17 protein-coding genes and 1 pseudogene are annotated in these 24,414 nt (G+C 72.4%); 3 read left to right on the top strand and 15 right to left on the bottom strand.

Annotated elements, in window-relative coordinates:
* Positions 1 to 21: 21 nt before the first annotated feature.
* Both LOK46_RS30055 and LOK46_RS30060 read right to left on the bottom strand, forming a co-directional pair.
* The gene (locus LOK46_RS30055) at positions 22 to 1,551 is read right to left on the bottom strand and encodes a sugar ABC transporter ATP-binding protein (RefSeq protein WP_273565004.1); all 1,530 of its coding nucleotides are present in this window, start codon (positions 1,549 to 1,551) and stop codon (positions 22 to 24) included.
* A gap of 27 nt (positions 1,552 to 1,578) precedes the next feature.
* Positions 1,579 to 2,589: a sugar ABC transporter substrate-binding protein gene (locus LOK46_RS30060; RefSeq protein WP_273565005.1), complete on the bottom strand. Its 1,011-nt coding sequence runs from the start codon at positions 2,587 to 2,589 to the stop codon at positions 1,579 to 1,581.
* Between the two features lie 256 nt (positions 2,590 to 2,845).
* Here LOK46_RS30060 and LOK46_RS30065 point away from each other — a divergent pair, with 256 nt between their 5' ends.
* On the top strand, positions 2,846 to 4,108 hold the full coding sequence (locus tag LOK46_RS30065; protein WP_273565006.1) for an SfnB family sulfur acquisition oxidoreductase: 1,263 nt from the start codon (positions 2,846 to 2,848) through the stop codon (positions 4,106 to 4,108).
* 71 nt (positions 4,109 to 4,179) lie between these two features.
* Here LOK46_RS30065 and LOK46_RS30070 read toward each other — a convergent pair whose 3' ends face one another.
* The 12 genes and pseudogenes from LOK46_RS30070 to LOK46_RS30125 form a co-directional block, all read right to left on the bottom strand.
* Positions 4,180 to 4,755, bottom strand: a complete 576-nt coding sequence (locus tag LOK46_RS30070) for a tetratricopeptide repeat protein (protein ID WP_273565007.1) — start codon at positions 4,753 to 4,755, stop codon at positions 4,180 to 4,182.
* A 56-nt stretch (positions 4,756 to 4,811) separates the two neighbouring features.
* Positions 4,812 to 6,593, bottom strand: coding sequence for a hypothetical protein (locus LOK46_RS30075; protein ID WP_273565008.1), 1,782 nt, complete (start codon positions 6,591 to 6,593; stop codon positions 4,812 to 4,814).
* Between the two features lie 71 nt (positions 6,594 to 6,664).
* Complete coding sequence (locus LOK46_RS30080) at positions 6,665 to 7,675, bottom strand: hypothetical protein (protein WP_273565009.1); 1,011 nt, start codon at positions 7,673 to 7,675, stop codon at positions 6,665 to 6,667.
* Between the two features lie 52 nt (positions 7,676 to 7,727).
* The gene (locus tag LOK46_RS30085; RefSeq protein ID WP_273565010.1) at positions 7,728 to 10,343 is read right to left on the bottom strand and encodes a virulence factor SrfC family protein; all 2,616 of its coding nucleotides are present in this window, start codon (positions 10,341 to 10,343) and stop codon (positions 7,728 to 7,730) included.
* 8 nt (positions 10,344 to 10,351) lie between these two features.
* Positions 10,352 to 13,462 carry a virulence factor SrfB gene (locus LOK46_RS30090; RefSeq protein ID WP_273565011.1) on the bottom strand — a complete coding sequence of 1,037 codons (3,111 nt, stop codon included), beginning with the start codon at positions 13,460 to 13,462 and terminating at the stop codon, positions 10,352 to 10,354.
* A 65-nt stretch (positions 13,463 to 13,527) separates the two neighbouring features.
* Complete coding sequence (locus tag LOK46_RS30095) at positions 13,528 to 14,904, bottom strand: hypothetical protein (protein ID WP_273565012.1); 1,377 nt, start codon at positions 14,902 to 14,904, stop codon at positions 13,528 to 13,530.
* 12 nt (positions 14,905 to 14,916) lie between these two features.
* Positions 14,917 to 16,695, bottom strand: coding sequence for a trypsin-like peptidase domain-containing protein (locus LOK46_RS30100; protein WP_273565013.1), 1,779 nt, complete (start codon positions 16,693 to 16,695; stop codon positions 14,917 to 14,919).
* A 33-nt stretch (positions 16,696 to 16,728) separates the two neighbouring features.
* Complete coding sequence (locus LOK46_RS30105; protein ID WP_273565014.1) at positions 16,729 to 17,379, bottom strand: tetratricopeptide repeat protein; 651 nt, start codon at positions 17,377 to 17,379, stop codon at positions 16,729 to 16,731.
* A 232-nt stretch (positions 17,380 to 17,611) separates the two neighbouring features.
* Entirely contained in the window at positions 17,612 to 18,793 is a 1,182-nt protein-coding gene (locus tag LOK46_RS30110) for a S1C family serine protease (protein ID WP_273565015.1), read from the bottom strand.
* A 35-nt stretch (positions 18,794 to 18,828) separates the two neighbouring features.
* Complete coding sequence (locus LOK46_RS30115; RefSeq protein WP_273565016.1) at positions 18,829 to 19,215, bottom strand: hypothetical protein; 387 nt, start codon at positions 19,213 to 19,215, stop codon at positions 18,829 to 18,831.
* Between the two features lie 837 nt (positions 19,216 to 20,052).
* Positions 20,053 to 20,331 (bottom strand): hypothetical protein, encoded by a 279-nt coding sequence (locus LOK46_RS30120; RefSeq protein WP_273565017.1) that lies wholly within the window; start codon positions 20,329 to 20,331, stop codon positions 20,053 to 20,055.
* 349 nt (positions 20,332 to 20,680) lie between these two features.
* Positions 20,681 to 21,404: pseudogene (locus LOK46_RS30125) on the bottom strand (efflux RND transporter permease subunit); the annotation flags it as partial.
* A gap of 447 nt (positions 21,405 to 21,851) precedes the next feature.
* On the opposite strand from LOK46_RS30125, the gene LOK46_RS30130 reads away from it, so the two are divergent.
* Together LOK46_RS30130 and LOK46_RS30135 are read left to right on the top strand one after the other, a co-directional pair.
* Positions 21,852 to 22,235, top strand: coding sequence for a hypothetical protein (locus LOK46_RS30130; protein ID WP_273565018.1), 384 nt, complete (start codon positions 21,852 to 21,854; stop codon positions 22,233 to 22,235).
* A gap of 174 nt (positions 22,236 to 22,409) precedes the next feature.
* A complete protein-coding gene (locus LOK46_RS30135; RefSeq protein ID WP_273565019.1) occupies positions 22,410 to 23,123 on the top strand; it encodes an SDR family NAD(P)-dependent oxidoreductase in 714 nt (237 codons plus the stop codon).
* Between the two features lie 467 nt (positions 23,124 to 23,590).
* Here LOK46_RS30135 and LOK46_RS30140 read toward each other — a convergent pair whose 3' ends face one another.
* Complete coding sequence (locus tag LOK46_RS30140; RefSeq protein WP_273565020.1) at positions 23,591 to 24,247, bottom strand: carboxymuconolactone decarboxylase family protein; 657 nt, start codon at positions 24,245 to 24,247, stop codon at positions 23,591 to 23,593.
* Between the last annotated feature and the right edge of the window lie 167 nt (positions 24,248 to 24,414).

Here is a 24,414-nt window from a genome sequence, read left to right on the forward strand (position 1 = left end):
CTGACCCGATCGGGACCAGCGCTAGGCGGCACGGGCCACCCCCGTGACGCCGCCGGTCAGGGCCGCCTGGAGCAGGGTCCCGGCATCAGTGCCGGCAGCGGTGTGCTCCGCGACGATCGTCCCGCGGAACAGGACGAGGATCCGGTCGCACAGGCCGAGCAGCTCGTCGAGATCGGCGGACAGCAGCAGGATCCCGGCCCCACGCTCCGCGGCGTCGGCGATCAGCCGGTAGATCTCGGCCTTGGCGGCGATGTCGACCCCGACCGTGGGCTCGTCGAGGATGTAGAGGCGCGCCTCCCGCGCGAGCCACTTGCCGAGCACGACCTTCTGCTGGTTGCCGCCGCTCAGCGTCCGCACCGGCGCGTCCCGGCCGCCGGCCTCGACCTGCAGCGCCCCGATGAGGTCCTGCGCCCGGCGCCGCTCCGCTTCCCGGTCGAGCCAGCCCCAGCGGCTGAGCCGCGCCAGGCTCGCCAGCGTCAGGTTCTCGCGGATGCCGAGATCGAGCGCGACCCCGTGCGCGCGCCGATCCTCCGGCACTAGGGCGATGCCCCGGCGCACGGCCTCGGTGGGAGAGTTCAGGCGCGCGGCCTGCCCATCGACCATCACGGTGCCGGCCGTGATCGGCGCGAGGCCGAACAGCGCCTGGACAAGCTCCTTGGCGCCGGAGCCGAGCAGGCCCGTCAGACCCAGCACCTCGCCGCGGCGCAGGGTGAAGGAGACGTCGCGCAAAGCCGCGCCCGCACCGACGCCCGCCAGCGCCAGCACGGGCGCGCCGGGCGCGGCGCGCTGGCGCGGGTAGAGGTCGGTCACCGGGCGGCCGATCATCAGCTGGGCGAGGCCGCCGGCCGGGACCTGCCGCGGATCGACATGGGCGACGTCCCGCCCGTTGCGCATCACCGTGACGGCGTCGCAGAGCTGCTCGATCTCCGCGAGGTAGTGGGAGATGTAGAGCGTGGTCAGCCCCCGCGCCTTCAGCCGGCGGATGGCGGCGAACAGATGCTCCACCTCCCGCTGGGCGAGCGCCGCCGTCGGCTCGTCGAAGACGAGGATCCGCGGCTCGGCGAGCAGCGCCCGGGTGATCTGCACGATCTGCTGCTGCGCGGTGGAGAGATCGCGGATCAGGGCGCCCTTCGGGAGGCTGATGCCGAAGAAGCGCTCCAGCGCCGCCTCGGCCCGGCGCTGCAGGCTGCCGCGCAAGATTCCGAAGCGGGAGCCCGCCGATTCCCGACCGAGGAACAGCGCTTCTCCCACGGTGGCGGTCGACACCAGCAGCCGCTCCTGGTGGATGAAGGCGATGCCGAGCGTCTCCGCGCCCTCGGGCGTCATCTCGGTGACCGGGGCGCCGTCCAGCGCGATCGTCCCGCCCTGCGGCGTCACGAGCCCGGCCAGGACCTTGATGAGCGTCGACTTGCCCGCGCCGTTATGGCCGATCAGCCCGTGGATCGTCCCCGGCGCGACCGTGAGGGAGGCGCCGTCCAGCGCCCGGGTCGGCCCGAAGGTCGCGACCAGCCCCTGCATCGTGAGGACCGGCGGCACGGCGGAGGTCGTCATGGAGGTTCTCGGCCTGATCTTCGCGCGTCAGGCCTGCCCGAGCTGCCGCTGGACCTCGGCGGCGTTCGCCTTGTTGGCGACGATGGCCGGCACGAAGGTCTGGGACGGCAGGTTCGTCCGGCCCGCGAAGTAGCGGGCGACGTTGAGCACCGCCGTGCGGCCGATCACCGTCGGCTGCTGCGCCGCCACGGCGCCGGCCGGCGCCTTCGGGTCCTTGACCAGCGCCAGCACCTCCGGGGTGCCGTCGACCCCGTAGGTGCGGATCTCCGTGCGCCCGGCCGCGATCAGCGCCTGCGTGGCGCCGAGCTGCGGGATGTCCCAGGCCGACCAGATCGCCGCGATCGAGCCCGGCTCGGGATACTTGGCGAGCAGCGCGGTGATCTGCCCGTAGGCGTCCTGCACCGTGTTGGGGATCACGTCCCGCAGCTCGGGCTGGACGATCTTCGCGTCCGGGTAGTATTTCAGCACGGTCCGCAGCTGTGTGTAGCGGATCTCGCAGACCGGAACGCCGGCGAAACCGTTGAACACCACGATGTTGCCCCGGCCGCCGATGTCGGACACGAGCTGCAGCGCCAGCTGCGCGCCCAGCGAGAAGTTGTCCGAGGTCGCGGTGTTGATGACGTTGGTCGAGGGCAGGTCCACCGAGAAGACCGGGATCCCGGCCTGCCGCAGCTTCTTCAGCCACGGATCGACCACCGCGAGGGTCCCGAGCGTCTGGATCACGGCGTCGGGCTTCTGGGTGACCAGGGTCTGCAGCTGGCTGACCAGCGCCTTGTCGCTGCGCCCGGCATCGAGGCCGATCGGGGTGCCGCCCAGTTCCTTCACGGTCTCGACCTGCGCCTGATAGGCCTTGAGGTCGAAGAAATGGTCGGTGCCAGCGACGCTGATCGCGATGGTCCTGCCCTCGAGCGACAGGGTGCCGTCACTTGCCGCGGCCTCCGCGGCCCGCGCCGTCCCGGGCAGCAGGACCGCCGTGCCCAGCGCCGCTCCCGCCTGCATGAGAGCGCGCCGCGACAGGGACGAAGACATGTCGGACATGGATGGGTTCCGAAGATTGACCGCTTCAGCGCGGTGCTGAAAGATCGCTCGACGTGATCCGAACGATCAAGACGTTTTTTGCGCGCGTTGAGAGAATAGATTTTCCGAAGATCCGCCTATGTTGATACGGATATGCTCCTGGGGGCCGTCAGGATTGTGGTGAGATCGGTAAATCATCTTAAGGTAAGAGGTTTTTTACGCGGTCAAACGTTGACTCGGCGGCGGGTTTGCTTTCGCCTGGGCGGTGCAGCCTTCCATGGGGCGTCTCCCGGCCTGTTCCCGACGCCCCGCCACCTTCGGAGCCGCCATCACGACAGCCGCGCCGCCCGTACCGCAGCCCCGCGCCCATCGGATCACCACGGAGGCGGAGGCTCTGCGGATCGCGCGCGACTTGGCGGCGGATTTCGCGGTCGGCGCGGCAGCGCGGGATCGCGACAGGCGCCTGCCGGTCCCGGAACTCGACCGCTTCTCCGATTCGGGCCTCTGGGGAATCACGGTGCCCGAGGCGTACGGCGGCGCGGGCGTCGGCTTCGCCACGCTGGGCGAGGTGATCGCGCTGATCTCGGCGGCCGACCCGTCGATCGGTCAGATCCCGCAGAACCACTTCGCGGCCCTCGACGTCATCCGGGTGACCGGCTCCGAGGCGCAGAAGCGGTTGTGGTTCGACCGCGTGCTGCGGGGCTACCGCCTGGGCAACGCCTTCTCGGAGAAGAACAGCCGTCATGTCGGCGCGTTCGAGACCGCGCTCCGGCCGCAGGGCGACGGCTTCGTCGTCGACGGCGACAAGTTCTACGCGACCGGCGCGCTGTTCGCCCACTTCATCCATATCGGGGCGGTCGACGCGGAGGGCCGCGTCCACCTCGCCATCGTTGTCCGCGGCGCCCCCGGTCTGACGGTCACCGACAGCTGGTCCGGATTCGGCCAGCGCACCACGGCGAGCGGCGACGTCGCGCTGCGCGGCGTCGCGGTCGCGCCCGAGGCGGTGATCCCCGCCTGGAAGGGCGGGGAGCGACCGTCCTCGAACGGCCCGGTCTCGCAGTTCATCCAGGCGGCGGTCGATCTCGGGATCGCGCGCGGCGCCTTCGACGAGACGATCCGCTTCGTCCGGACGCGGTCGCGACCGTGGATCGACAGCGGGCGGGACCGCGCCTCCGAGGATGCCCTGACGATCCGCGAGGTCGGCCAGCTCGTCGTGGCGCTGCGGGCCGCCGAGGCCCTGCTGGCCCGGGCCGGGCGGGCGATCGACGGGATCCTGGACGATCCGACGGAGGCGGAGGTCGCCGAGGCCGCGATCGCCGTGGCGGAAGCCAAGGTGCTGACCACGGAGATCGCGCTGTCGGCCGCCAACAAGCTGCACGAGCTCGCGGGCACGCGCTCGGTGCTGGCGGAGGACAACCTCGACCGGCACTGGCGCAATGCCCGCACCCACACCCTGCACGATCCCGTCCGCTGGAAGTCCTTCCACGTGGGCAACCACGTGCTGAACGGGATCGCGCCGCCGCGGCATGCCTGGAGTTGATAGTTCGGATGGGCGTCTTTCAGGCTATGCGAGTGGATGCACGCAGTCTCGATAGAGTATCTTTCGCGTGATCAGTTGCATCCAATGTTGCCACAGAGCGAGTTGGTTGCATTGAGCGACACGGACGGGCTCGCCCCTCCGCGCAGCACGTTCAGGGCACTCTTGGCTTCTTCGTTGTCGGGCTTCAGACGAAGAACTTCCTCGTAATCTCGAATCGCCGCCTGCGTGTTTCCGAGCGTGACATTAGCCTTCGCCCTATTGATGAGCGTGTTCGAGAAGGTCGGCCGCATCGCCAGCGCGCGGTTGAAGTCCGCGATCGCGGCGGTCGGGTTCTGCAAGCCCGCGTAGGCGACCCCGCGATTGTGGAAGGCGTAGGGGTACTGATCGTCCGCCCGGATGGCGCCGTTGCAATCCGTCAGGGCGTCCGCGAACGCGCCCCGGTCGATATGCGCCCAGCACCGTCCATCGAGGGCGATCGCCCGCTGCCGCGGCGTCCGGGCCTCGGCGAGGAGGCGGCTGCACCCGCCGACGCGCGTCTCCGGGCTCCCGGACCGACAATCCTGTGCGGGATCGGCCAGAGCGGAGGAACACGGGAGCGCCATCGCGGCGATCAGGCCGGCGTGCACACAGGCGGTGAGGGCGAGCAAGGGTGCGCGCATGATCGATCGGTCCTGCTTCCGGCTTCTCGGGCGGCCCATCGGTCTCAGCCGCAGCGATTGTTGAAGACGTCGCGGTTGGGCAGCTGCATCGAGTTCATCATGCGGAGCAGTTCGGCCCGGTACAGGTCGCTGAACTCGGCGGGGAAACGGCCGCCGATATTCGTGATCGTGCTGCGGTCGTCGCGCCGGATCGTCGCGAAGTCGTAGAAGCCTCTGTCGTCGAAGCTGTTCTGCGCGACCGCGGTGCCGCGACCTTCGAGCACGAACCCGGCGCGGACCGGCGAGGTATTGACCTCCTGAGCGCGGCTGATCTGGCTCCGTCGCGGCCGGATCTGCTCCGTGATGAACTGTTGCGCGCTGCCGCACCGCTCGTTCGGGCTGACCTGCACGTACATCACGACCTGCTCGCCGTGCTGCCGCGAGTGCCAGATCGTCGTGTAGGTCTGCTTCTGCGGATCGTACTGGTCGTTGGCCAGCGGCGAGATCTCGAGCAGGTTGGTCGAGTAGTTCAGCGTCCAGCCGGAGGCGCTTCCGACCGTGGTGCGCTGCTGCAGCTCACGCTGGCGCCGCTCCTCCTCCAGGCGGCGCTGCTCGTCCTGCTCCCGCTGGCGTCGGGCGTCGGCCCATTGCCGATCCATCTCCTCCTGCCGTCTCCGCCTGTCCTCCTCCTGACGCCGGGCCTCGTCCGCCTGCTGGCGGCGGGCCTCGTCCTGGCGATCCCGCGTGCGGCCGCACTCGACCGCGAAGGTGTCGACAAGGGCGCGGAAGCGCCCAGCCGGGTAGGACGCGCTGTAGCTCGCGGTGGCCGTGGGATCGTCGCAGGAGGCGACGGCACGCTGATAGGCCCGCTGCTCCCGCCCCGCCTGGAGCCGGTCCTCGAAGGGACGGGCATAGGGATAGGTCCCCGTCATCGCCTCGCAGCCGCGGATCGCGGCATCGAGATTCACCCCGCGCAGCGCGGCCGGCTCGGCATTCGGGTCGATCTTGTTGCACTCCGTCCGCAGGCCCGCGAAGAACCCTTGCGGGATGAAGGCGAACGACGTGGTGAGCGCGCCGCTCGCCCGGGGTTCCAGATCGCTGCCGGCGAGGCCCCGCTTCAGAGTTTCGTGCGACTGCAGAAAGGTCTCGCCCTCCTGCGCCATCGCGGCGAGCATGGGATCGCGCAGCGAGGCGCGGCCCGCGAGCGGCGCGCCCGAGGCAGTGCGGCGGCCGGCGCGCTCGGCGCCGATGACGCTCGCCCCGGAAGTCCCCGCCGCGGCATCGAAGTCGCAACGCCCGCCCGCCGCGGATTGACACTCGTCGATCACGGCGACGAGTTCGCGGGTCCGGCGTCGGGCGACGCGGCGCAGCACGTCGCTCAGCCGCACGCCCTCGCTGTCGAGCAGGCCCGGGCGCTGTCCGGCGTCGGCCGGGGTGTCCTGCGGCAGGAGATAGACGTCGTCGGCGCCGCCGATGGTCGGCCCGAGGGCGAAGACCGCCACCTGGGCGTCCTCCGGCAGGCGGCCGACGGCCTCGCGCAGTCCGCGATCCAGCTGCGGGCGGTCGGCCGGGCCGACCGTCCACACCTCGAAGCCGATGTCGCGCAGGCGCTTGCGATAGGCCTCCTCGTCGGCGTTGGCCGTCGCCGCCCGTCCGCCGGACGCCGCGGCTTGCGGCACGATCAGCAGCGCGATCCGCTGCCCGGTGACGGCGCTGCTGCGCGCGGCGGCGGCCTGGACCGTCAGGCCGGGCGAGGCCGCGTGCCCGCCGGTGGCGGCGGCGACACCGAGCGCGGTCGCGGCGGCCAGGCGCCTCCAGCGACGGCCGGTTCGGGCGGGCGGGGCCATGTCGGGGATCCTCGGCATCGGAGGGGGTGAAACGCGCGGGCGGACGGGCATCGTGGGGTGCGTCGGGGCCATCAGGGACGACAGATCGCCCGGAGGCGGTCGCTGGCGGCGTTGCCCTCGCACAGCGCCCGGAGCGCCTCGGTGTGGCGGGGGGAGCGGTTGCGCCACAGGGCGTAGTAGTAGGCGGCCCGCACGATGTCGGGCCGCGCCGCCTCGCGGTACGCCGCGTCGGCGTTGCCGGGGTCGTAGAAGCGCGCGAGCTGCCAGGCCGCGTCCGCGCTCGTGACCGGATCGGCCTCCTCGAACGCGCGGAAGGCCGCGCTCCCCTGCCGGGAGGCGAGCGCCGTCTCGCCGAGCGCCAGGAAAGCGCCGGCCGGCGCGCGCTCGTCGACGAGGCGGGCGTAGCGCTGCCGCAACTCAGCGGCCGTCAGGCGGGAATCCGGCTCGGGAGGCGCGGGCGGCGGGCCCGGCTCCTGGGGGGGCGCCTCGCGCCGGGCCACGAGGTCGGGCAGCTGGTCGCGGTACAGGTAGGCGCCGCCCGCGGCCAGCGCGAGGAGCATCAGCGCCACCAGCGGCCAGAGCAGCCGGCTCTTGCGCGCGGGCGGCTCGGGCGCCGGCGGAGCCGCGGGTGCGGCGTCCTGCGGCGGGGCCGGCCCCGGTTCCGGGACCGGCACGGCCTCGGCGACCGGGACGGCCGGACCGCCGGTCCCGTCCCGGGTCAGCGTCGGAGCCGGTGCCGGAAGGCCGGCGAGGATGCCCCCGCCGGACGGCGCGGGCGAGATAGTCGGCCACGCGACCACGCCGAAGGAGGTGCCGTCCTGCGCGACGATCTCGATCGGGACCAGCTCCTCGATGCGGTCGACGACGTTGGGGCCGAAGCGCGCGACGGCCCGCCCGTCCCGCTCGGTCACCGCGAGCGGCGCGAGCCACGCGACCTCCGGCTGCCAGCCCTCCGCCCCGAGATGCCGCGGCTCGGTATCCTGGCGACGGAACGAGAGCAGGGGCGACGCCAGCGGGCGACCGAGATCGATGAAGGCGTAGCCGCCGGACTCGTCCTCGTCCTCGGTGATGCGGATCGTCATGGCGAAGGCTTCTTGGGCAAAGCGGGGCAAGCGGGTGGAGCGGGCGAAGCGGTCAGGCGGCACGCGCCTGGAGACCGGCGAGGATCGCGCCGATCCGGGCGTTCTGCGCGAGGTCGACCGTGACGCCGGACGCGCTCTTGGCGTTGTCCTCGACGACCCGGTAGAAGCCGTGGAACCAGTCGGTGGCGTAGGTATGGGCGAAGGTCGCGGGGGCCTGCCCGATGCTGCGGGCATCGTAGCTGACCGGCCGCTGGGCGAAGGCGACCCGATCCCCCGCCTCGTCCTGGATCGCGGGGCGCTCGCCGGCCGGCGGGACGAGGGTGAACCCGAGGCTGCCGGTCAGCCGGTTGAGGCGGGTCGCGGCGATAAGCGCGAGCTTGACCGTCGACTGCTCGGAGCGCTCGACGGTCGCCAGGTCCCGCAGGTCGGACGCGATGCCACCCTCGATATCGGCCCGTCGGGCCAGGACGATCAGCTCGCTGACCACGATCTCCAGGGCGGTCAGCGGGACGGCGAAGCGGCGCGCGAAGTCCTCGGCCTCGATCGTGCGGCGCAAGGCCCCGATCCAGGCGGCGACCACGGCCCGCGCCATCGCGCGCTCCCGGTCGCTGCCCGGGCTCGACGCCTCGACCCGGGGCGTCGGCGCCGCGCCCGGCCGCGGGATCGCCCCGGGGCGGGCGATGCGCGGCGCCGCGACGGGGAGCGCGGCCTCGGTGGTCGCGCCCTCGGCCCCGTGCAGGGCGTGCGCGAGCGCCGCGGGGTCCACCATGAGCGCCCGCAGGAGCGAGCCGAACTGGCCGGCCGCCACGACCCCGTCGAGCGCGTCGAAGACCTGGCCGGCCGCCTCGCGCCGCTCGGCCAGCCGCGTCTCGATGTCGAGGGCGACGTGGAAGCGGGCGAGCCGCTCCCGCATCTCGGCGCGCAGGGCCTCCAGCCGGGAGGCGATCTGCTGCGCCTTCAGGGCCGGTCGGCAGACCCGCGACAGGTTCTCGACGAGGTAGCTCACGCCGCCGTCGTTGAGGCGGAGGGCCTCGTCGAAGGCGCGGCCCGGATCCACGAAATGCGCGGTCGCCTCGGGTAGGGCGGCGAAGCCGGCGCGCAGCTCGGCGATCCGCTCCTGCTTCTCGGGCAGGAACGCCACCTCGCGCCGCCCGTCGTAGCGGATGACCGATTCCGCCGGGTAGTTCGGGTTCCGGAACCAGTAGGTGTTGCGGAACGGCGCGCCCGGGATCCACTGCCGCGGCCACGTGTGCGCCTTCCCGAAGAATCCGAGCAGCGAGGCCTCGATCCGGTTGCGGAAGCGCAGGCCCGCATCCTGGCCGACGTCGCCGGCCTTGTCGACGAAGTGGCTGTCGAACCACGTGAGCACGAGGAACAGCAGGTTCGGCAGCTGCGCCCGCGCCTCCGGGCTCGATCCGTGCGTGAGCGTGATCCAGCGCTCCACGAGGTCGGGCAGCGTCACGACCTCCTGGTTGGAGGGGCGGACGCACAGCATCATCGCTGTCAGCTCCTGCTCGGCGACGTAGCGGTCGAACAGGTAGGCGACCTTGCCGCGCAGGAAGGTCTCCTTCAGCGCGTCCGGGTGCGCGGTCAGGAAGTGGGTCAGATCGACCTTCTGCCGGCTGCGGGCGCCGGGGAAGTCGAGTAGGTCCGCCTCCTGCAGGAAGGCCCGGGGCGTGTCGGCGATCTCGATGCGCAGCTCCGCGGTGATCGCCGCCACCGTGGCGCGCGCCAGCGTGACGGCCCGGCCGCCGGCCGCGTGCACCGTCAGGGTATCGTCCGAGCGGGCGGCCCCGAGACCCGCCAGGGTCGCCACATCGAGGATGCTGCCCTCGCGGGGCACCAGAGCGGCGAGCGGCGCGAAGATCTCCTCCGGATGGTCGAGGCGTTCCAGCGCCTCCGCGAGCTGGCGGTAGAGGGCCGTGAAGGCCGCGTGGCCGCCCCAGAGCGGCGCGAACAGGCGGGCGCGCCCGTCGAGGTCGAGGCTCCCGGCCAAGCTGCGGGCCTCGTCCCAGTAGCGGGCGAGATCGTCGAGGGGCCGCGTGCCGCGGGCCTGGTCGCGCACGTAGTCCTGCAGGTCGTCGATCGCGACGTCGCCGAAGCGCGACGTGCCGGGTCGGGCCTGCGCCTTCAGGCTCGCCAGCAGCGCCGAGATGGCCTCGGGGTCCGGCGGCGTCTCCTTGGTGGCGTCGCCGTCGTGCAGGAAGGTGTTGCACAGGACCTTGACGAGATCGGCCTCGCTGAGGACCCGCAGGCGGACCGGCGCGCCGGGCGGCGTCCGCCCGGCCGGGGCTCCCGCACCGGCCGTGAAGCGGGTGACCAGCCCCGTGGCCTCCTTCTCGCCGATCGGGTTGATCTCGGCCAGGAAGTCGACCGGCTCGTGCCCGTCGAAGCGGGCCCGCAGGGCACCGTCCTCCGGACGCGCCAGGACCTCGACCAGGTAGGATTTGCCCGCCTGGCTCGGCCCGAACACGCCCGCGCACATCGGCCGCGCCGCCGCGCGGGCCAGCCGCTCGGCCCGGTTGGCCGCCTTCCGGACGTAGCGGATGAGATCCGCGCGCTCCCGTCCGACCGCGCCGGCATTGGCCGCGTCGCCGAGCCACTGCTCGGCGTCCTCGGCCAGCCGACCCGTGGTCCTGCAATCCTGCGCCAGATGTTCGGTCGACATGCGTGATCTCAATCCAGGGCGAGGATGCCGGTATCGAGCCAGTATCCCTGCTCCGAGGCCAGGGTATCGAGCACGAGCTCGATCTTGCGTCCGACGTCGAGACCGTCCGCGTCGTAGGCGTCGGTGATCTCGAACTCTTCCTTCAGTGATTCCGAGCGCAGCAGGGCGTCCGGCCCCTCGTCGTCGGGCCGGCCGTCGCCGCTGCGCTCCAGGGTGATCTCGAGGGGCAGCCGCAGCTTCGCCGCCTCCTGGCCGGCGCGCATCCGCAAGCGGTAGAGCGGCGTCGCGATCCAGCGCTCCACCGGCAATTGCCGGTACCCCAGGCGCATCGGCGCGTAGTACCGGAGCTTCGCGCTCATCGCCGGTCCCTGGCGCCGGGCCGAGGCCGTGGCGTCGAGATCGACCTCGCGGAAGACCAGGCCGGCGTCGCGGAGCTGGCCGCTCAGCTCCAGCTCGCCGATGTAGCGGGCCGTGGAGCGCAGCGCGAGGCGGCGGGTGAACAGGGTGAAGTTGGTGAGCTGGCCCTCCGCGAGCGCGCAGAGCATGCCGCCCACCGCCGTGGTGGTCTTGGGATCGCCGATGCGGCGGTTGTCCCGCTCCCGGAACGGGTACCACGTGCCGGCCTGATACTGGTGGAGCGGCACGATCCGGTCCGGCGAGACCGCCAGCTTGTCGACGAGGCAGTCGACGAACGCCTGGAGCCGGGACGGGCGGCCCGAGAGCAGCACCACGTCGACGTCGAGGGCGTGCACGGCCTCGCACAGGTTGTCGAGGACGAGGCCGAGCGTCGCGACCACGCAGGCGCCGACCACGTCGGCCCGGCTCTCGAAGACGCAGTCGGTCAGGGCGAAGTCCGCCGCGCCGCCGGCGCGGGCCGGGATCTCGAGGAAGTCGAGCAGGCGCTGCTGCGGCAGGGCGCGGCGCAGGATCCGGCCGCCGCGTTCCGGGAAGAACTCGGCGAAGGGGCGGGCGGTGATTTCGGCGCCCGCCTCGACGTCGCCGAGGATGCGCAGGCCGATCGGCTCCAGCACCCGCGACACGAACTGCCGCCGCAGGTGCTTCTCCTGCTCGGCCATGTTGGCGCGGTCGCCGCCGAAGCGCTCCAGCAGCAGGGCGTGCGGGTCGGGATGCCCGGCCGAGCGCAGGGCCGCCTCGATCGTGGGCAGGACGAGGCGCTCGATCACCCGCTTCAGGATGTCGTCGCCGGCGATCCGGAACCCCTCGCGGAAGTTCTGCACCGGTTTGATCGCCCGGTTGCCCTCCGCGTAGTAGGTCGTGATCATCAGGTCGGTGGTGCCGCCGCCGACGTCGATGCTGGCGATCCGCACCGACGGCTCCGGGCGTATCTCGGGGCCGGGCGCGGTGTCGGGCTCCGCGAAGGGCCGGGGGCGGCCGACGAGCCGCAGGAAGCCGTCAACGGCGCCGCCGAGCTTCTGGGTGATCTCCCCGTACAGGTAGACGAACTGAACGCAGCTCGCCTCGTCCCACGCGACGTGGACCTCGGGCTGGGTCAGGCCGGGGGGCGGATTGTCGGCCCAGCCCATGAGCTGCCAGATGAGCTTCACCGCACCCTCGGCGCGGGACCGGAGCAGGCGCTGCTCCTGGACCGGCATGGCGGGCGGCAGGGTCAGGATGATCCGGCGCAGCTTGCGCGGGGCGTCCTTCGTGCGCCGGCGCTCGCGCACCCCGGCATTGTTGATGGTCGACAGGGCGTGGCAGACCACCTCGGCGACCATGAAGGTGAAGTAGGACGAGCGCGAGAAGGTCAGGCGCGAGGCGCCGACGCGGTCGTCCGGCAGGACCCGGATCCCGTAGCGCTTCCGGTCGGCGTCGAGCTGCGCGATGACGTCGCCGCGGCTGTTGACGAACTGCCGGATCGTGCGGTCGATCAGCGGGCTCGTCCCGTCGGCGCCGTAGTCGCGGTCCGGGAATCGCCATTCCTGGTTCACCGGGCGGACGTCGCACAGGTAGCGCTTCGGGCTCGACAGGCCGCCCACCGCCTCGGTGCCCTGAGCGAGCTCGCGGAACCGGCTGGCCTCGGGCCCGACCCGGACGGGGCTCGGCCAGAAGAACGCCCGCGGGCGCGCCGACAGGCGCGAGAGGTGATCGCGGCCGAACCGGGCGTGCGACAGCTCGACATGGCTCTCGAACGGCTCGGTGTAGACCTGCTCGGGCTCGGACAGGTCGCGCAGCTGCAGCACGAACGAGTTGTTGAGGTCGACCCGGTCCTCGTTCGGGTGGGACTCGATCAGGATCCCGCAGGTGCGGCTGTTGCCGATGTCGAGGATCAGGTCGACCGTGACCGGCCGGATCGCCGGCTCGGCCGTCACCGTATCGGTCAGCCGCAGGGTCCGGGGCCGGACCGCCATCTGCAGGTACTCGAGGAAGACCAAGTAGCGGGCGTAGTGCTCGAGCGCGTTCGGGAAGTCCGTATCGCGCAGGGGGCGGTCCGGCCGCTGCGCCGCCTTGAACTCGCGGAACTGCTCCAGCAGCCAGGCGGGGACCCATTCCTGGAAGCCCGCCAGCCGGCGGGTCTCCTCGTCCTCCCCGGCGGCACCCAGGAACCAGCCGATGTCGCGGAAGCGATGGGCGAAGCGGAACTCGTGCTCGTTGGCGGCGTCCTCCAGGCACGGCGCCGTGTAGGGCCGGTTCGGGCGCCGCTCGAGCAGCTCGGTGTCGAAGGCGAAGATCACCCGGTGGCTGATCGGGCTGTCCGGCGCCCGGTCGGCGACCTCGACGATCCGCACGCGCGCCCAGTTGGTCGGTCCGAGGTCGAGTTCCTCGCCGCCCTCGACGCCGGCCTTGACCCGCAGCATCGGCACCGGGGTCCATTTCTCCAGGAAGACCTCGAGGGCGCCGCGCTCGCCGACCGCGTATTCCCGGTCGTCGCCGCGCGCGGTCTCGACCGCCTCGGCGCCCGGGTCGTCCTCGTTCCAGGTCGGGAGCAGGCGGTAGGTCCGCCGCCCGTCCCCCTGGGGCGTGCCCGTGACCGCGCGCTCGACGAAGCGGCGGGACAGGCGCCCGACCGTGTCGATGTGGAAGGCGTATTCCACGAACTGGACGCCGCTGTGCGGGACCAGCCGGATCGTGGGGCCGAAGGGGACGGGATCGACGAACATCGCGGGAGACGGATCTCGTGTGGCGCGTGGCGGCGGGTCGGGGGGCGTTCTGGGCGGAGGGGTGGTCAGGGCACGGCCGCGCTCCCGGTCGGGGCCTGGGGGCCGCTCTGCGGCGGTGCCGCGATCGGCAGGTCGAAGGATAGAACGGCCTGCGCGACCCGCTCCGCCGAGATCCGGCCGGCGCGCTGCTCGACGACCTCGCCGTGGCGCGAGAGGATGACCTGGAACGGGATCTCCGGCCTCGCCTCACCGTGACGCGCGAACAGCCCGACCTCGACGCCGTAGCGGCCCTCGGGGGCGGGGGCGTCGTCCCAGATCACGTGCTCCACCGGCCGGCTGGCGCTGCTCCCGCCCTTCTCGTTCTGGTCGGCCACGAGGCGGGCGCCGCAGGAGGCCCGGTGCTCGAAGCTGATGCGCGTGCGGTCCGGACAGACGACCTGGAGGTCGAGATCGGACGCGCCCTCCCACGCGAGCGTCAGTTCGAGACCCTGCCCGCGCTCGATGCCGGTGAGACGCCGCGCGAGGTCGGGCGGGATCACCTGCGGGGCCTCGCGCGCGGCCCGGCGCGGCGGCACCGGGCAGCTCGCGTCGCAGGTGAGCGCCCGGCGCGTGAGGGCGAGTTCGGCGGCCCGCACGGCGTCGTCCGTGGTCCGGATCGCCGCGAGGATCGCGCCGCCGTCGGGATCCAGGGCCACCGACGGTGCGGGGCAGTGATCGGGCAGCGCCGCGCGCATCCAGGCGGGCCAGTCGCCGCTGCCGACGGCGCAGGCGCGCAGGAGCCGGTCCGCGAGGACGCCGCAGAGCAGGACGAAGACGAGCCAGAGGATCGGCGCGAGCCATGGCCGCCGCGCGGGCGCGAGCCGGGCGCCGGGCCGCGGGTCGGCCGCTCCGGCCGTGTCGGGCGGCGACGCCGGCGGCGGCGCCCAGGGGCTGGCCGGCGCTTCCACCGCCGCGGCGCTCGCCGTGATCGCGGCGCCGCGCGCGACGGCCGGGCCGTCCGAGCCCGCGCGCCGGTAGCCCCAGGCCACCAGGACCGGCTGGCCGTCGACCGACCACAGGTGGTCGGCGTCCGGGACAACGAGCGCGTCCCGCAGCAGACGGGCGAGGTCGCGCGAGGCCTCGCCCTCGCGCTCCAGGCCGTCCGCGAAGGCGCTGATCTCGGCGACCAGACGGGCCGCGGTCTCGCGCAGGGTCGCGGCGGCGGCGGGATCGAGCGCGGTCACGGGCCGCGCGTCGCCGTCGACCGCGGCGAACCACGCGAAGCCGGGACGTCCGGTGCCGGCGACCGCGACGGGGGCGGGTTCGGCGAACAGGTGGGCGTGCGCCGGGCTCAGACGGCGCGCCAGCAGGTCGACGAGCTGCTCGTACTGCTGCGCGAGCTTCGGATTGACCGGGTCGAGGCCGAGGCGCGGCGTCTCGGTGAGCTTCGTGGTCGCGGACATGGTGACGGCCCCTCAGCGTGCCGGCGGCCGGGCGTCGCGCCCCGGCCGTGGGGCGGTCCGCGCGTCCGGCCGCGGGGCCGTCTGGCCGGTCGGCGCGGCCGGTGCCGGGGCGGGCGGCGTCGCGGCAGCCTCGGCCGGCTCCGCCGCGGCGGTCGCCGCCGGGCGGGGCGTCGCCTGGAGATCGCAGGGACGGTCATCGACAGCCGCGGTCACGCCGGCGCCCGCCAGGAACGCCGCGAGACCGTCCGCGCCGAGGGCGTAGCGCGCGGTGACCGGCATGCGGTCGTCCGTGCGGCCGAAGGCGTTCACGCCGACGACGCGGCCGCAATAGTCGACGAGCGGGCCGCCGCTGTTGCCCGGCGCGATCTCGGCCCCGTGCAGCACCAGCGTCACGGCGGCCTCGTCGTAGCGCTGCAGGTGGTTGACCACGCCGGTCTGGACCACCGGGACCAGGTCGCGGCTCGCCGCGGCGTCGCCGTCCCGGAGGCGCGCGAAGGTCGGGTCTGTGCCGAGATAGAGGCCCGGGAACCCGGCCGCGACCACCGGCGTCAGCGGGCGGCCCGGCTTCGCGAGGGCGAGGGGCCGCCCCCCCGAGCGCGGCGGGACCCGCAGCAGGGCGAAGTCGGTCAGGGTACCCGGAGCGCCGACCTGCACCAGGGTCGCCGGAGCGACGCCGGCGTGCCGCCCGGCGATCATCAGCGTCGAGGCGCCCTCGACGACGTGGCGATTGGTGACGACGAGATCGTCCGCGACGAAGAACCCCGAGCCGGTGGCGTCGCCGGCCAGGACCAGGACCGTGCTGCGCTCCAGCCGGTCGACCAGCCCGTCGGTGGCCGGCGCGCCGGGCCGGCCGGATTCTGCCGGTGGCGCCGACGGCTCGACGGCGGCGCGGGCCGCGGGCGGCGCCGCCGGATCCGTGGGCAGGCGCACGCCGGCGGGGCTCTGCGGAACGAGCCCGGGCAGTTCCGTCCGGAGGCGGGGGCAGGCGAAGCCGTCCGCCGCGGCGAGGGCGTCGCGCCGCCGGCGAAGACCGTTGAGCCAGGCCGTCTGGAAGGCCCTGGACTCGGCCGAGACGGCTTGGGGCAGCGGCGGGAAGACCAGAACGCCCGGCACGTAGGAGAGCGCGACCAGGGCCGCCGCGATCCCGGCCGCGACGACCGGCGCGATGCTGCCGCGCCAAGCCGGCCGGGCGGGAACGCCGAGCCGCGGTCCGGGCGACGCCTCCTGGCCGGCCGGGGCCGCCGGCTCGAAGCGGGCGGCCCAGTCCTCACGGTCGACCGGCGGATAGGGGAGGTGACCGGGGGCGACCGCGCCTAGCGTCGACGCGTAGTGGCGCACGCGTCCGCGCTCGTCCGCGGCCAATCCCTGAGGGAGCAATCCCCAGTCGACGAGGAGCGGGACGTCCCCGACCGCCAGCACGGCGGACGGTCCCGCGAGATTGAGGCACGCCGCCGCGAACGCGCCCGCCTCGCGGTCCCGCAGCGCCGGCTCCAGCGCCGCCAGCGCGGCGCCGAGGCGGTGCCTGAGGTGGACGGCGCTGTCCGGATCGAGGTCGGCCAGCAGCCGGATCGGACCTTCGAGATTCGTGTACCAGTCCACGCGCGCCGGGGCCGCCCCGTTGCTGCGCGAGATGACCGGCTCGGCGAAGAGTTCGGCAGCGGCGTCGCCGCCGTGCTGGCGCAGAACCCGCCGCAGCCGGTCATAGGACTCGATGACCGGCCGGTCGTCGGTGCGGACGGCATCCAGTCCGGCCAGCGTCCGGCTGGCGACGAAGCGCGTGGCGCCGGTCATGGCCGCACCGCCCGCGCTGCCCGCGACCGCCGGCTAATCACAGCGCACACCCGTGCCGGTGCCGTCGAGTTCGAGACGCACGAGCGCGTCCCGCGCCTTCGCGGTGCCGCGCTCGGCGGCCTTCACGTACCAGGCCCGGGCCGCCGCAGCGTCGGGGGAACCGCCGATCCCGTTGTCGAGGGCGACCGCGTAGCAGTACATCCCTTCCGGAATGCCCGTCGCGGCCGCGTCGCGGAACCAAGCGCGCGCCTTGGCATCGCTCTTCTCGAACCTGCGACCCTGCTGGTAGAGGATGCCGATATTGACCTTGGCCGCACCGCTGCCCAGTTCGGCCGCGCGCCGGTAGGCCTCGAAGGCATCGTTGTTCGCGCCCTGACGGTCGTAGGCGCGGCCGAGCTGGAAATGGAGCCGCCGCAGCCGCGGGGCCTCGGCAACCGCCGCCCGGCACGCCGCTACGGCCGCGCCGGCGCGTAGATCCCGGAAGTTGACGGTCCGCTGCGCGTCGGGGGCATCCGGATCCCACGGAGCGCTCGCGAGACGGTCGCAGGACTGAACAGCCCCGACGCCCGGATCGCCGTCGTGCGCAGAGGACACGCCACAGGAGAGAGAACCGACCACCACAAGAAGTCCAATACTTACCGTAGATCTCAGCCTGTTCTCGCTAGAACTGCTCAAGGTCGGCACCAGAGGGTCTCTCGAACACGATCGCTGCTTTCCACTTACGCGCCCGCAGGTTAACGTGTCTACAATCTTAAGTGGTTAAGACGCGCGCGCTGAGATTGCGTGCGAAAACTCAAGGTGATTGTCGTGGGCCGTGGCAGGCTCGCCACATGCGGACCGGGGATCCCCCATCGCGGGGCGGTGCCGCCAGAGTGGTCGGCTGCCGGAGAGCGGCCCTGTTACGGCAGAGCCGGCCTCAACGGCAGGTGATCTGAACCGTGAAGTCGCGAGCCTTCTCGGCGATCGCGGCGCCGTCCATCGGGTCCGTCATGCGCACGTTGATCGGCGCCTCGACGCCGTTCGCCTCGAGGAAGTTGAGGGCGATCGTGGACTTGATGGCGAAGTTGACGTTCTGCGGCACGTCGCCGGAGGCGAACGCGACCTGCTTGGATTGCACCACCCCGATCACGTTGCCGAACTGGTCGAGGGCCGGTCCGCCGCTGTTACCCTGCTGGACCGGCGCCGAGATCTGGATCTTGCGGGTGTCGTCGCCCGAGCCCGCCGTCGCGGTGACGCTGCCGATCGTGAAATTTCCCGTCGAGGCCAGGACGTTGCTCTGCGGATAGCCGTAGACGTAGACGCTCTCGCCGAGTCGCGCCCGGATCGAGAGCGGCGGCACCACCTTCTGCGGAAAGTCGGTGGTGAGCACCGCGAGGTCGTTGGCGGCGTCCCGGGCGACGAGACGGGCCCGGAGGGCGGTATGGCCGGGCTGCTGCACGGAGATGTCCGAGCACGCCTCGACCACGTGGTTGTTGGTCAGCAGGTGCCCGCGTTCCGACACGTAGAAGCCGGTTCCGGTGCTGGTCATGCCGGCCTCGAGCTTGCGCGGGTTATCGGGCGCGGGCTCCGCCTTCGCGGCGGCTGTCGTCACGTCCTTCTGGCAGCCGATGACGGCGTCGAACGCCTCCGTGGACCCGACGAGTGACAGCACGGCGATCTGCCGCCCTTTGAAGATCACGTTGATGCTGCCGGACTCGGACAGGTCGGCCACGAAGCGTTCCTTCAGTCCCGACTGGTACAGCCCGTGCGCGTCGCCGCGCTCGAAGCCCGTGAACGTCCCGTGCCACTTCTGGCGGCCCGCGATCATGTGGAGCTCGTACTGTCCGCCGACCTCGAGCGAGCGCCACTTGGCGTTGGTGAGGGCCAGGTACGACGCGCCGCGGGCACCGTTGAAGCCGAACCACAGCGTCGTCCCGTCCCCGTAGCTCGCCGCCGCCAGGCAGCCGCCGAGGCTCTCGCTGTAGCCGATGGACCAGCCCGCGACCTTGCCGAAGCTCTTGTCGACCGTCAGCTTCGGGGGCGCGGGCGAGGCCGCGGTGGGTTGAGCCACGCCGCCGACGGCCGCCAGAACGGCGAGGGCAACCTTCATGCGAGACATGCGCGTCGATCCGGCGTGCGTCCTGGAAGTGGTTCTCAGCGCGTCTGGTTGACCGAGGTCGTGGCGTTGCCCCGCGGCGAGGCGAAGGGGTCTGCCGACGCGTTGACCACCTGCGCGCCCGTCGGGCCGGCGGCGGGCTGCATGGGCTGGCGGTTCGCGCGAACGACCTTCCGCCGCGGGGCTGGCACGCGCCGCACCTCGTGGATGACCCGGACGGTACGGCGCGGCGCGGCGTAGACGACCACGGGGCGCTCGCGCGCCGCCTGCGCGGCAATCGAGCCCGCGATGACGCCACCGAGGACGCCTCCGGCCAAGCCGCCGAACACGGCGCCCGCACTCTGAGCGTGAGAGGGCGTCGGCGCCAGACCCAGTACGATGACCGCGCCGGCTGCACCGGCCGACAACAGGAAACGCCCTCGCATCAACTCACCCTCTACAGACCAAACGCAGGAATGACCGCGGTCCGAGGGAAGCTGAGCTATATGAATGCCCCTGGGAAGGGGGAGCGACCAGCTTTTGCCCATTTAAGGTTGCTTGTCGCTGAGAAAGGGCAACGGAAAGTTACGTAGACGGGTCGGCGCTGACGGTACAGGTGCCAGGGCTGGCCGCGATCTGTGTCGTATTGGACTGTTCGAGCGCTGCGTGGCCTCGGACCTCGCGAGCACGGCGGAGACTCGCGTCGCACGCTGAAGCCGCTGCGACGCCGCCGCACCAGCACGTCGTGTTCTGCGGATTGCAGGCAACGGAGATCCCGCGCTGCCGGATCCGATGCACCCTCTCAACCCACCGCTCGCGTATCGTCCGCCGTGGCGCGCGCCGCGAATGCCTGCGCCAGGCGGCCCGCGAAGGCTCCGGCCAACGAAGTCTCGGCCGCTCTCCTGCAGGCGCGGTCAGGCGCAATGATCCGTGACCTGGCCCATGAGCGAGCGTTGACGGGACGCCGCGCGTTTCAGCCGGGTCGTCACGAACCCGCCTGCCTGTCTGGCGGATCCACCTCGAAGCCCGATTGCCCTCACCGCCACCGACGGCGACAGGGGCACGTCCATCACCGACATGGTCTCCGGTTCGACGGGGCCGGGACGGTCGGACTGGCGATCGGCCGCCATGCGCCGAGACGTTCAGGCCTCGGGCGTCGCCGATAAGTGAGCCGCGCGCTCGGACGCGGACGGCGCTCGGCCCGGTGGGTTCGCACCCTCGAACGTCCCGCAGCGCCAGGCCCGTCGACGGAGCGGCGGTCGTCCCATCGACAGGATGACGCGCTAGGCGGCGAACCGGTCGAGCGCGGCGTGATCGGAGGCGTCGCTCACCAGATTGCGGTTCCGACGATGGGGACTGTCCGGCACCTCGTCGTCCGGCACCCATCTGCACGCCAACCGCCCGCCGGCGGGATCGATCGACCAGACTGCGCGCAGAGGAGCGCGGAGGCGGTGCTCGACCAACCTCGGAACCTGGACGCGGTGCGTGTCGCACGGGGCTTGCCGGCGCGCGGCGAATGGCGCGAGGCGCGCGCCTGCGCTGTGAGAGACGATCGTCTTCATACTGCACCTCGGAGGCGTCCGGCCGCTCGCGCGGCCGTGTCCCGAGGCGCGCCGGTCAGGCGTCCATGCGAGAGGCGGCCGGCGCGAACGGCGCGGACAATCGACTGTGACTGTCGCTGGGCATGGGGTTCAGGAATCCTGACGGTGAAGCGCGGAGCCGAGAGCGGCCGTTCGCGCCCTCGCCAGAAGCCACGGGGCCACCGCTCGGTCAAGCGCGCCGGCCGCGCATCCCCGGCGGCTCGCCGCTTCGTGACGCCTGTCCGAGATCCGGTTCTCGTGGCCACAGGCGCGCGTCTCGGCGCGTCGGCGGGCGGACGCGTCGCCCGACGGCCGCACCTCGCTCTGCGTGTCACGACGGGCCGCGCGATGTCGCCGGATCCGCGGGCAGGAGCACGAGCCGAAGGGCCGGGACGACCAGCAACAGCATCGCCGGGTGGACGATCATCACGCCCACGACCACGGTCGCCAGCAACTTCTGGACCTGCGAGCCGATGCCGTTCGAGAGGGCCGCCGGGAACAGGCCGATGCTGGCCGAGAGCGCCGCCATCAGCATCGGGCGCATCCGCTGCTCGGCGGCGTGCGTGGTACATCGCCTGCCGCACCGGCAGACCGGCCCGGTGCGCCTCGTTGTAGTCGGTCAGCATCAGGATGCCGTCCATCACCGGCACGCCAAACAGCGACACGAAGCCGATCCCCGCCGAGACGGAGACGCTGAGGCCCGTGACCCCCAGCGCCAGGATCCCGCCAGCCACCGCGAACGGGATGCCCGTCAGCACCGGCAGCGAATTGAGCAGGCTGTAGAGCAGCACGAGGATGAGGCCGAGCGAGACCGGCACCACGACCATCAGGCGCGCCTCGGCCTTCTGCAGGTCGTCGAACTCGCCGGCCCAGATCGCCCGGTCGCCGTGCGGCAGCGGGACGTTGCGCCGGACCCGGTCCTGCGCCTCCGCGACGGTTCCTCCGAGGTCCCGCCCGCGCTTAGAGAACTTGATCGGCAGCACGTGCTGCGTCTGCGCGCGGTAGGTGGAGGAGGCGCCGGTCTCCAGCTTGGTGTCGGCGAGAGCATGCTCTGGTTGAAGTCGACAGAGCCGGTCCACCGCTACGCCCAGGCGCGTGGCGGCGAGCTGGAGATCGAGAGCGCGGCCGAACGCGGGACGGTGGTCCGGCTCCATCTGCCGGGCGCGGTGCCGTGAGCCCGCGGAGCCACTGCGTCGAGGACGACGCGGCCATGGTCGAGCTGATCCAAGAGGTGCTGGTCGAGTCGGGCTCGGCCCGATCGAACCGTGACGCCGCGGGCGCGGCCTTCTAGAGTCGTTCCCGATCGAACTGAGGCGGGGTTGTCGCCGAGTGCCCACGCCGCACGGGAGAGGGGGCATGGCAGCGGCGGCATGGTGCGGCTGTCTCGACCGGAGTCGCTCTCCCTCCAGACCGTTGCGACATGATCGGGTGCGGCTCTAGCGGCAGGGATGTCCCGGTGGGCAGGCCGGTCGCGGATTGCCGCGGGAGGGCTGCGGACCCGGATGAACCGCCCGTGGGGGCGCCGGGTGTGGTCGCGCCATCATCTGCTGCCGCTGGGCGGCCTACTGCTGCCGTTGGGCCACCTGCTGCTGGCGCGCGGCCTGGACCTGCTGTCGACGCTGCGCCGTCTGGGTCTGAGCGGCGTCGCGCCGGGCGAGGGCCTCCTGTCGCTGGCGAGCCATCACCGCGGTGCGGACGCTGCGCCACCCGTGATGCCAGTCGCCCAGGCGGTGCGGCCCGCCCCGACGGTGATGCGCGACGTCGGCACGCCGATGCCGGCCCCCGAGATGCCGGTGGCCACCACCGTGGTGAACCCCGTGATGACCTCCGTGGTCATGCGCGAAGGCGGGCGCGGCCGCGACTGTCCGTGCCACCGGTTGCGATGACTCGCCAAACGTCGCGTTGCGCACCTACGACGGCATCGATCTCGCCGGCTGGTCCTCAAATCCCCCTTCCGAGCGCGGTACAGCCGTCCGATGAGGGTTCACAGGCCTTGCGGGTGGCGTCGGGGATCCGTTGAGTGGGCAGCCCGGGAAGACATCCCGTTCGCGGTGTGCCGAATGAGCAGTGCAGTCGTCTTCGGAGCTTCGGGCGGTATCGGTCAGGCGCTCGTCGCAGCCCTCGCGGAGGCCGGAACGTACAAGCGCATCTTCGCCCTCTCGCGCTCGCAGGTGTTTCAGCCCGATCCCGTGCAGTCCCTGTCCGTCGACATCACGGACGAGGCTTCGATCGCGGCGGCGGCCGAGGCTGTCGGCGCGGCGGGACCGGTCGGGCTGGTCCTCGTCGCCAGCGGTCTGCTGCACGGGCCGGGCATCGCGCCGGAGAAGGCGATCCGCGCGCTCGATCCGGCCGCGATGACCGCGGTGTTCGCCGTCAACACCGTCGGCCCCGCCCTCGTGGCCAAGCACTTCATTCCGTTGATGCCGCGTGTTGGGCACGGCGTTTTCGCCGCGCTCTCGGCGCGCGTCGGATCGATCGGCGACAATCGCCTGGGCGGATGGTACGCCTACAGAGCCTCGAAGGCGGCGCTCAACCAGATCCTCCGCACGCTCGCCGTCGAGACGGCGCGCACCCATCCGGAGCTGATCGTCGTCGGTCTCCATCCCGGAACCGTGCGGACGGCTCTGTCCCGGCCGTTTCGCCCGGATGCCGGCACACCCGGCGTCTTCGCGCCGGACGAGTGTGCGGCTCGGCTGCTGCAGGTGGTGTCCGGGCTGCGGGCCGAGGATTCCGGTCACACCCTGGCGTGGGATGGGCAGCTGATCCCGCCGTGAGGCAGGCCCGATCCGGACACCGGGCCGGCACGGTCCGCGACTGTCTGCGCCTCCGCCGCCACTCTGCCCGGGCCTCGATCCCGGCGCCCGTGTCGGCCCGACCGGTGGGCGGACCGCGCCGTGGTGCGGAAGCGCACCCGGCGGGCCGAACAGCGCCGCTTATGCGCGCGATCCGGCCTGCGCACGGTTGTTCACGGCGCGACCTCTGCCCAGATCAGTCGTGCCAGGTCGCGATGGCGTCGCGATCCTGCAGCCCTCTCCGAGGGCGTTTCCTCCCAAGACTTCGGGCCGCTCCACCGGGGCGGCCTTTTTTCTGCCCGCAGGCCGGCGACACCGCCGTCTCCCGGTCCGCGTGCTCGAGGGCGCCGCGACGCCGCACGGCGCGGTCGCACACCCATGAGGCGCGGCTCGAGAGTGCCTGCTCCCCGATCGCGCCGTTCGACGCGGGCCGCCGCACCGTGTCGCGCTCAGTCGCCGGGCTTGAACGGCGGCTCCTTGCCGGGCGGCACGCCTTCCTCGGCCATGCTCAGCAGCATGGCGACGGTCACGTAGGTGCCGGTCAGCGCGGTCAGGTCGACGACGCCCTGCTCACCGAGCACGTCCTTGGCACGGGCGAAGGTTTGATCCGAGACCGCGCGCTGCGTGGAGAGCTCCATGCAGAAATCGTACACGGCGGCCTCGTCGGGCTTCATGGCAGCGGGACGCCTGTTGGCCTTCAGGTCGGCCGCCACCGCCTCCGAGAGTCCGGCTCTGATCGCCAGCGGATAGTGGGCGTACCACTCGACCTGCGAGCGCCAGAGCCGACCCTGGATCAGAATGGCGAACTCGTTCAGACGCGTCGGCACGGATGTATGCCAGCGCAGGTAGTCGAGGAGGTCGTACATCCGCTGCGCCATCTCGGGGCTGCGGATCATCGGGTTGTAGGGTCCCGCCAGACCGACGCTCGAGATCTTCACGATCTTCTCGCCGAGGGGGCGCTGCGCGGGCGTGAGCTGATCCAGCGTCAGCTGCGGGAAGCGCGGCTCATGAGCGGACGCACCCCGCGATGTCTGCGCCGCGAGCCATCCTCCGATCGCCGCCGCTATGGCGACGGTCGCGACCCCCTTCGCGCCGAGCGAGCCCATCGATCCCTCCCTGGTCCGGGCACGCTCAGGCGCGCCTCTGTCTCCGGGGATAGTCCGCCATGTCTCGGCCGAGATCCAGCCCGTCGGCTCGGCACGAACCTGTTGCTACGATCGCGGTCCCGGCACTCCATGTTCCGGTTCTGGCCGGCGAGGACCGCTGACCCGCG

It is taken from the genome of Methylobacterium sp. NMS14P, from assembly GCF_028583545.1.
Taxonomy (GTDB): domain Bacteria; phylum Pseudomonadota; class Alphaproteobacteria; order Rhizobiales; family Beijerinckiaceae; genus Methylobacterium.

Excerpts from the sequence above, each read along its gene's own strand:
- LOK46_RS30075 (WP_273565008.1), bottom strand. The coding sequence starts at position 6,593 with ATGGCCCCGCCCGCCCGAACCGGCCGTCGCTGGAGGCGCCTGGCCGCC.
- LOK46_RS30095 (WP_273565012.1), bottom strand. The coding sequence starts at position 14,904 with ATGTCCGCGACCACGAAGCTCACCGAGACGCCGCGCCTCGGCCTCGAC.
- LOK46_RS30110 (WP_273565015.1), bottom strand. The coding sequence starts at position 18,793 with ATGTCTCGCATGAAGGTTGCCCTCGCCGTTCTGGCGGCCGTCGGCGGC.
- LOK46_RS30065 (WP_273565006.1), top strand. The coding sequence starts at position 2,846 with ATGGGGCGTCTCCCGGCCTGTTCCCGACGCCCCGCCACCTTCGGAGCC.
- LOK46_RS30085 (WP_273565010.1), bottom strand. The coding sequence starts at position 10,343 with ATGTCGACCGAACATCTGGCGCAGGATTGCAGGACCACGGGTCGGCTG.
- LOK46_RS30060 (WP_273565005.1), bottom strand. The coding sequence starts at position 2,589 with ATGTCCGACATGTCTTCGTCCCTGTCGCGGCGCGCTCTCATGCAGGCG.
- LOK46_RS30140 (WP_273565020.1), bottom strand. The coding sequence starts at position 24,247 with ATGGGCTCGCTCGGCGCGAAGGGGGTCGCGACCGTCGCCATAGCGGCG.
- LOK46_RS30130 (WP_273565018.1), top strand. The coding sequence starts at position 21,852 with ATGAACCGCCCGTGGGGGCGCCGGGTGTGGTCGCGCCATCATCTGCTG.
- LOK46_RS30080 (WP_273565009.1), bottom strand. The coding sequence starts at position 7,675 with ATGACGATCCGCATCACCGAGGACGAGGACGAGTCCGGCGGCTACGCC.
- LOK46_RS30120 (WP_273565017.1), bottom strand. The coding sequence starts at position 20,331 with ATGAAGACGATCGTCTCTCACAGCGCAGGCGCGCGCCTCGCGCCATTC.
- LOK46_RS30055 (WP_273565004.1), bottom strand. The coding sequence starts at position 1,551 with ATGACGACCTCCGCCGTGCCGCCGGTCCTCACGATGCAGGGGCTGGTC.
- LOK46_RS30135 (WP_273565019.1), top strand. The coding sequence starts at position 22,410 with ATGAGCAGTGCAGTCGTCTTCGGAGCTTCGGGCGGTATCGGTCAGGCG.
- LOK46_RS30100 (WP_273565013.1), bottom strand. The coding sequence starts at position 16,695 with ATGACCGGCGCCACGCGCTTCGTCGCCAGCCGGACGCTGGCCGGACTG.
- LOK46_RS30090 (WP_273565011.1), bottom strand. The coding sequence starts at position 13,462 with ATGTTCGTCGATCCCGTCCCCTTCGGCCCCACGATCCGGCTGGTCCCG.
- LOK46_RS30115 (WP_273565016.1), bottom strand. The coding sequence starts at position 19,215 with ATGCGAGGGCGTTTCCTGTTGTCGGCCGGTGCAGCCGGCGCGGTCATC.